Origin of the sequence: Methylobacterium trifolii (genome assembly GCF_022179685.1) — a bacterium.
Classification (GTDB): Bacteria; Pseudomonadota; Alphaproteobacteria; order Rhizobiales; family Beijerinckiaceae; genus Methylobacterium; species Methylobacterium trifolii.
In genome coordinates this window covers 1-6,667 of sequence record NZ_BPRB01000109.1, presented here as the reverse complement: position 1 = coordinate 6,667, position 6,667 = coordinate 1, and the positions used below count along the sequence as shown (strand labels likewise).

The following is a 6,667-nucleotide window of genomic DNA, read 5'->3' as shown; positions in this document are numbered from 1 at the left end:
GAAGGGCAGGTTCAGGGTGCGTCGGTACGCGGCTTTACGGATGCGAGCGGAGACATACCGTTGCAGTTGCGGCCGGGCATCCGTGTGGCCTACCTTCAGCTCTGGCCGCATGCCCGGCCCTGGCGTCTGTCCCGGCCCGAGCCGATGCTGCGCTCGGTGCCGGATGCGGACGCCGTCGCCGGCGTACTCGCCCGGGCGCTGATCGCTTATGCGGACGGCACCGAGGGAGCGATGCCGATGGTGGTGGCACGGCCGGCAGCGGCTCAGGGGGCGCAGACCCCCGGCCGTCTGATCGCGGCGGAGTAGGGAGGTACGGATGCGTGAGGCGACGGAGGGCGGGCCCATCCCGGCCATGGCCCTGATCGGGTCCGGGGCGCTCATGGGCTTCACCATGCTGGCCGTGATGATCGGACGCGGGGAAGGCGTCGGGTTGACCGCGCTGCCTCCGGCCCGGTCCGTCGCGCAGCTCGACTTCCGCGCCGAGGACCAGGCGGACGGCTCCATCGCGCTTCGCGACGCCGCCGACCGGCACCTGGTGGCGCTGGTCCGCCCCGGAGAGGACGGTTTCATCCGCGGCACCCTGCGCGGCTTGGCCCAGGCGCGTCAGCGCGCGGGCAAGGGGCCCGAGACGCCCTTCCGCCTGACGCGGCTGGACGACGGCCGGCTTTCGCTCAGCGACGCGGCCACGGGCCGCGAGGTGGCACTCGAAGCCTTCGGCGACACCAACGCCCGCTCCTTCGCCCGGTTGCTGCCCGAGCCCGGCCGCCCCGCGACGGAGACCCGTTGATGGCGTGGCTCGGCAAGCGGATCGTCGAGGTGCCTTGCACCGTCGAGATCGAGCAGACCCCCGAGAGCCTGCACGCCCACGTGACCCTGGATGCCGGCTTCGAGATCGAACCCGGCGACGAGGTCCGGGTGCACGACGCGCCGACCTCCGTCCCCTACGGCGAGCGCCTCAGCGTGAGGCGGACCGCCACAGTGACCCGCGCCGGCCGCCTGGAGCGAGCCTGGACAAAGATGATCGCCCACCTGGAGCTGACCGAGCTCTACGAGGTGAGCTTTTCCGAAAGGAGAAAGCTGTGAACGCCAACGTCCAGCCCCCGATCGGCGCCGTCTTGCCGAAGACGCCCGTCAACGAATCCACCAAGGCCGCGCAGGAGACCACCTTCCTGTCGCCGCGCTTCTACACCACCGACTTCGTGGAGCTCGACCGCACGAACGTCGAGCCGGTGCGGCGGGAATGGGACATCCTGATCGAGGAACTGCGCTCGGACCCGAACAAGCGCCACTTCACCCGCAACGAGGAGTTCGACTGCGACCTCGCCGGGATGGAGCCGGAGCTGCGCAAGGAGTTCCTGGACTTCCTCGTCTCCTCGATCACCGCCGAGTTCTCGGGCTGCGTGCTCTACGCCGAGATGAGGAAGCGGGCCAAGAACAAGGACATCAAGGAGCTGTTCGGCTTCATGAGCCGCGACGAGGCCCGGCATGCCGGCTTCATCAACGACACGCTCAAGGATTTCGGCATCGGCGTGGATCTGGGATTCCTGACCAAGACGAAGAAATACACCTTCTTCCGGCCGAAGTTCATCTTTTACGCGACCTATCTCTCCGAGAAGATCGGCTACGCGCGCTACATCACCATCTTCCGCGAGCTTGAGCGGCATCCAGAGCGGCGCATCCATCCGATCTTCAAGTGGTTCGAGAAGTGGTGCAACGACGAGTTCCGCCACGGGGAGGCCTTCGCCCTGCTGATGCGGGCCAACCCAAAGCTGACCGAAGGGGTGAACCGCTACTGGATTCGCTTCTTCCTGCTCGCGGTCTTCGCGACGATGTACGTGCGCGACCATTGCCGCCCGGCCTTCCACAAGGCCCTCGGCGTCGACCCGACCGACTACGACTTCCAGGTGTTCCGGATCACCTCCGAGATCTCGAAGCAGACCTTCCCGATCACCGTCGACCTCGACAACCCCCGCTTCAAGCAGTGCCTCGACCGGCTGCTCGCCTGCTCGGAGAAGATCGCTGAGGCGCGGGCGCAAGGCGGAATCGGCGGCAAGCTCAGGCATGCCGGCCAGGTCGCGGTTGCGGCCGTCACCTTCGCGCGGCTCTACTGGCTTCCCGTGAAGGAGAACCCGATGCCGGCCGACATCCGCCTCCAGCCGGTCTGGTAGCATGGGCTCCTACGCGGCCCCGGCTGTCTACGCGGTCCTGCTCTGGTGGTTCTCCACCGGCTTGATCCTGCTGCTCGATCATCTCCCGCGCCGGACGCACCGGTGGAGCATGGCCGGCGGCACGCTGGTGCTGGCAGCCTCCCTCTTCGCCATCGCCCGCAGCGCGGGCGATGCGACGGAGGCCGGGGCCTACACCGCCTTTACCGCCGCCCTGCTGGTCTGGGGCTGGCAGGAGATGAGCTACTACATGGGCTTCGTCTCGGGGCCCCGGCCGGTGGCCTGCGCCCCGTCCGTGCGCGGCCTCGACCGGTTCCTAGCGGCGCTCGCCACCAGCCTGTGGCACGAATTCGCCATCGTGCTCGGCGGCTTGGCGATTCTCGTCATGGTTTGGGGCCAGCCCAACACCTGCGCCCTCTGGACCTACGCGACGCTGGTGCTGATGAACCTCTCCGCCCGGCTCAACCTGTTCCTCGGGGTGCGCAACCTCAACGCCGAGTTCCTGCCCGACCATCTCGGCTACCTCGCCTGCTTCCTCACCAAGAAGCCGATGAACCTGCTGTTCCCGGTCTCGGTCAGCCTCGGTACGGTCGCGACCGTGATGATCGGCCGGGCGGCGCTGTCCGAGGGCATACCCGCCAACGACCTCGTCGCCCTCACGATGCTGGCGACGCTGATGGGTCTGGCGACCCTGGAGCACTGGTTCCTGATGCTGCCGCTGCCCTCCGCCGCACTGTGGCAGTGGAGCCTGCCGGCACGCGCGATCGACACCACCGACACCGCGGCCCGGCCGCAAGACTAGGGCTTTCCGCCCGCGCAGACGCGCGGTGCGGCGGGGTACATCTCAGAGATTGGAGTTTTTCCGGTGTAAGGGTCTCTCACGAAACTCCCGCTGCGCCCTCGCGGCCGGAGGGAGGGCTCCCGGGGAACCGGGAGTTTCGTGAGATGTACGAAATCCGGAACGCTCCAGGGCACACGCCGCGAAGAAACGCGGCGAAGAAAACGGGGAGACGGCCATGGATTACGAAGCCTTCTTCGGCGCCGAGATCGCGGGGCTTCGCCGCGAGGGCCGCTACCGGGTCTTCACCGACCTCGAGCGCCATTCCGGCAACTTCCCCCATGCCACGCACCACCATGACGGGGGCACCCGCCCCGTCACCGTCTGGTGCTCGAACGACTATCTCGGCATGGGCCAGCACCCCACCGTCACGGGGGCGATGCACGAGGCGATCGAGCGCTGCGGTGCGGGCGCGGGCGGCACCCGCAACATCTCCGGCACCAATCACTACCACGTGCTCCTGGAGGCCGAGCTGGCCGACTTGCATGGCAAGGAGGCGGCGCTCCTCTTCACCTCCGGCTACGTCTCGAACTGGGCGGCGCTGGGAACGCTGGCGGGCAAGCTGCCGAACTGCGCCGTGTTCTCCGACTCCGAGAACCACGCCTCGATGATCGAGGGAATCCGGGCGAGCCGGGCCGAGCGCCACATCTTCCGCCATAACGACCCGGAGGACTTGAACCGCAAGCTCGCCCTGGTCGATCCCAGCCGTCCGAAGCTTGTCGCCTTCGAATCCGTCTACTCGATGGACGGCGACATCGCCCCGATCGACGAGATCTGCGACGTGGCCGAGGCGCACGGGGCGCTCACCTACCTCGACGAGGTCCACGCGGTCGGCCTCTACGGCACGCGCGGCGGCGGCATCTCGGAGCGGGACGGCTGCGCCCACCGCCTCGACGTGATCGAGGGTACGCTGGGCAAGGCCTTCGCCGTCCACGGCGGCTACATCACGGCGAGCGAGAAGCTCTGCGACTTCGTGCGCAGCTTCGCCTCCGGCTTCATCTTCACCACCTCGCTGCCGCCGGCGGTGGCCGCGGGCGCGGCGGCCAGCATCCGCCACCTCAAGGCGAGCGGCGCCGAGCGCGCCCGCCACCAGGAGCGGGTGGCCCGCGTGCGCGCGGCGCTCGAGGCCGCCAACATCCCGACGCTCCCCAACGACAGCCACATCGTCCCCGTGATGGTCTGCGACCCCGTCCTCTGCAAGGCAATCTCGGACACCCTGCTCGACGAGTTCGGCATCTACGTCCAGCCGATCAACTACCCCACCGTCCCGCGCGGGACCGAGCGCCTGCGCATCACCCCCGGCCCGCTGCACACGGATGCCGACATCGCGCATCTGGTCGATGCGTTTTCTGAGATCTGGGGCCGGATCGGGTTGAGGCAGAAAGCGGCGGAGTAAGGTAGGCCCTTTCCTCCCCCTTGCGGGGAGGGGTAGGGGTGGGGGCCGCCTGGACCCACTCCGCAGGGTGGCACCATCTCACATCCGGCTCCTCCCCGTAAGGCGGAGGAGCGATCCCATTCCAGCCGAGTCAGCGTCCCGCGTGCCAACCTTCCCCTTCTCGGCCATCGTCGCGCAGGACGAGATGAAGCTGGCGCTGCTGATCGCGGCGGTGGATTCGTCCATCGGCGGCGTGCTGGTCTTCGGCGACCGCGGCACCGGCAAGTCCACCGCGATCCGGGCGCTGGCGGCCCTGCTGCCGCCCATGCGCGCGGTGGTCGGCTGTCCCTACAGCTGCGATCCCGAGGGGCCGGCCGATTCCTGCCCGCATTGCGCGACGACGCAAGGCCTGCGCAAGGCCTACAGGAAGCCCGTGCCCGTGGTCGACCTGCCGCTTGGTGCCACCGAGGATAGGGTGGTCGGGGCGCTGGACCTGGAGCGGGCCCTGGCACTCGGCGAGAAGGCGTTCGAGCCGGGGCTTCTGGCGCGGGCCAACCGCGGCTTCCTCTACATCGACGAGGTCAACCTCCTGGAAGACCACCTCGTGGACCTGCTGCTCGATGTGGCGGCCTCCGGCGTCAACACCGTCGAGCGCGAGGGCCTCAGCCTGCGCCACCCGGCGAAGTTCGTGCTGGTGGGCTCCGGCAACCCGGAGGAGGGGGAGTTGCGCCCGCAGCTCCTCGACCGGTTCGGGCTGGCCTGCGAGGTGGGCACACCCAAGGACGTCCCGACCCGGATCGCGGTGGTGCGCGCCCGCGACGCCTACGAGCGCGATCCGCAAGGGTTCTGCGACGCGCACATCAAGGACGAGAAAAGAATCCAAAAGAAGATCACGGCGGCGCGCGAGCGGCTATCGTCGGTCACGGTGCCGGATTCCGCCCTGGAGAGCGCCGCCCGCCTCTGCCTGGCGCTGGGCACGGACGGGTTGCGGGGAGAGTTGACCCTGATGCGCACGGCCCGCGCGCTGGCGGCGCTGGACGGCGCCGGGGCCGTCAGCGACGACCACATCCGCCGCGTCGCCCCGAGCTGCCTGCGCCACCGCCTGCGCCGCAACCCCCTGGACGAATCCGGCTCGACGGCGCGGGTGGCACGCGCGGTCGACGAAATGTTCGCTGGGTAGGGCGGCAGGCCCATGCCCGAGCCACATCCGACCTGGACCGAGGCGCTTCGCGTCGCCGCCCTGTTCGCGGCGGACCCCCACGGGTGCGGCGGCATCGTGCTGCGCGCGGGCGCCGGGCCGGTGCGGGAGCGCTGGCTGGCGCACCTGCGCGGCCTCCTACCGCCCGGCACCCCCGTCCGCCGCATGCCGGCGGGCATCGCCGACGACCGGCTGATCGGCGGGCTGGATCTGGCCGCGACCCTGCGCTCGGGCCGCCCGGTGGCCCAGACCGGGCTGCTGGCTGAATCCGACGGCGGCGTGATCGTGGTGCCGATGGCCGAGCGCCTCTCCGCCGGCACGGTGGCGCGGCTGGCGGGCGCCCTCGACACCGGCGCGGCGGCCCTGGAGCGGGACGGCCTCGCCCGCCGCCTGCCGGCCCGCTTTGGCCTCGTCCTCCTCGACGAGGGACGGGAGGACGAGGCGGCGGCCGAGGTGCTGGCCGACCGCTTGGCCTTCCGCCTCGACCTGTCGGAGCTCGGCCTGGCCGAGATCGGCGACGATCCGCGCCTGTCCCTGGGGTTGGACCTCTCTTTCTCCTTGCGGGGCGGAGCCGGAGGTGGGGGTGGTGCGGACGGCACCGCACCGCTTGATCCTGAACCATCCCCCCCCCTGACCCCTCCTCACAAGGGGGAGGGGAAACGCGTTGCGGATGTGGCCCTGCGGGAGCCCGAGGTCCCGGCCGATCCCGTCGCCACCCTGTGCGCGGCAGCGGACGCAATGGGCGTGGTCTCGCTTCGTGGGCCGGTGCTAGCCATCCGCGTCGCGCGGCTTGCGGCCGGCGGCGGTGCGCTCGCGGAAGTCCACCTGATCGAGGCCGCACGCCTCGTCCTCGCGCCGCGCGCGACGCGCCTGCCCGCCTCCGAGCTGCAGCCCGACGCGCAGCCGGACGCTGGGGGAGACGGGACGGAAGCCGAGCCGTCACCCTCGAGGCAGGACGCCCCGGCAGCGGACGAGCGGCCCGACGAGCGCGCCGTCGCGCAGACGGGCCCGGAGGACGTGGTGCTGGAGGCCGCCCGCGCGGCGATCCCCAAAAACCTGCTGGCGCGGCTGCTGGCCGGCGGCGCGGGCCT

General features: G+C 70.3%; 6 protein-coding genes and 2 pseudogenes. All 8 read left to right on the top strand.

The features are described 5' to 3' along the window. Positions 1-306, top strand: a pseudogene (locus COGEMETH_RS10650) (photosynthetic complex putative assembly protein PuhB); the annotation flags it as partial. 10 nt (positions 307-316) lie between these two features. After that, positions 317-787 (top strand): photosynthetic complex assembly protein PuhC, encoded by a 471-nt coding sequence (gene puhC / locus COGEMETH_RS10645; RefSeq protein ID WP_238182544.1) that lies wholly within the window; start codon positions 317-319, stop codon positions 785-787. Further along, positions 787-1,083 (top strand): O2-dependent cyclase accessory protein, encoded by a 297-nt coding sequence (locus tag COGEMETH_RS10640; RefSeq protein ID WP_238182543.1) that lies wholly within the window; start codon positions 787-789, stop codon positions 1,081-1,083. Before puhC ends, COGEMETH_RS10640 begins: the two co-directional genes overlap by 1 nt. Beyond that, positions 1,080-2,168, top strand: a complete 1,089-nt coding sequence (acsF, locus tag COGEMETH_RS10635; protein WP_238182542.1) for a magnesium-protoporphyrin IX monomethyl ester (oxidative) cyclase — start codon at positions 1,080-1,082, stop codon at positions 2,166-2,168. The genes COGEMETH_RS10640 and acsF overlap by 4 nt, the downstream gene beginning before the upstream one ends. Before the next feature lies 1 nt (position 2,169). Further along, positions 2,170-2,967: a putative photosynthetic complex assembly protein PuhE gene (gene puhE, locus COGEMETH_RS10630; protein WP_238182541.1), complete on the top strand. Its 798-nt coding sequence runs from the start codon at positions 2,170-2,172 to the stop codon at positions 2,965-2,967. A gap of 214 nt (positions 2,968-3,181) precedes the next feature. Then, a complete protein-coding gene (gene hemA / locus COGEMETH_RS10625; protein WP_238182540.1) occupies positions 3,182-4,399 on the top strand; it encodes a 5-aminolevulinate synthase in 1,218 nt (405 codons plus the stop codon). Between the two features lie 142 nt (positions 4,400-4,541). Next, positions 4,542-5,558, top strand: coding sequence for a magnesium chelatase ATPase subunit I (bchI, locus tag COGEMETH_RS10620; RefSeq protein WP_238182539.1), 1,017 nt, complete (start codon positions 4,542-4,544; stop codon positions 5,556-5,558). 12 nt (positions 5,559-5,570) lie between these two features. Continuing rightward, positions 5,571-6,667 (top strand): annotated as a pseudogene (gene bchD / locus COGEMETH_RS10615) (magnesium chelatase subunit D); the annotation flags it as partial.

Bases quoted from the DNA above. Each gene is read 5' to 3' on its own strand.
- puhC (WP_238182544.1), top strand. From the start codon at position 317: ATGCGTGAGGCGACGGAGGGCGGGCCCATCCCGGCCATGGCCCTGATC.
- COGEMETH_RS10640 (WP_238182543.1), top strand. From the start codon at position 787: ATGGCGTGGCTCGGCAAGCGGATCGTCGAGGTGCCTTGCACCGTCGAG.
- puhE (WP_238182541.1), top strand. From the start codon at position 2,170: ATGGGCTCCTACGCGGCCCCGGCTGTCTACGCGGTCCTGCTCTGGTGG.
- hemA (WP_238182540.1), top strand. From the start codon at position 3,182: ATGGATTACGAAGCCTTCTTCGGCGCCGAGATCGCGGGGCTTCGCCGC.